General features: G+C 61.7%; 1 protein-coding gene. It reads left to right on the forward strand.

Annotated features, from left to right (window positions below; translation table 11 throughout):
* Positions 1–303 (forward strand): branched-chain amino acid transport system II carrier protein (locus tag AC0IYH_RS30725; protein WP_471837945.1); only part of this gene is annotated, 303 nt, incomplete at both ends.

Here is a 303-nt window from a genome sequence, read left to right on the forward strand (position 1 = left end):
GAGCATTGATCGTGCTGGGTGGCGCAGCCCTGTTCGCCCCCGCAGGCGAAGTAGGCGAGGCCACGGGAGCTTACCGCAGCGAACCCCTTGTACAGGGCTTCCTGCAAGGCTACTTGACCATGGATGCCTTGGGTGCCCTGGTGTTCGGCATCGTGATAGCCAACGCGGTTCGTGCGCGGGGTATCAATGATCCTGGCCTGGTCACCCGTTATTGCGTGATTGCCGGCATCATAGCGGCGGTAGCGCTTTCGCTGGTTTACCTGTCGCTGTTTTACCTGGGCGCGACCAGCCATGAGCTGGCTG

The sequence above is a fragment of the Pseudomonas sp. AC463 genome (assembly GCF_979253585.1).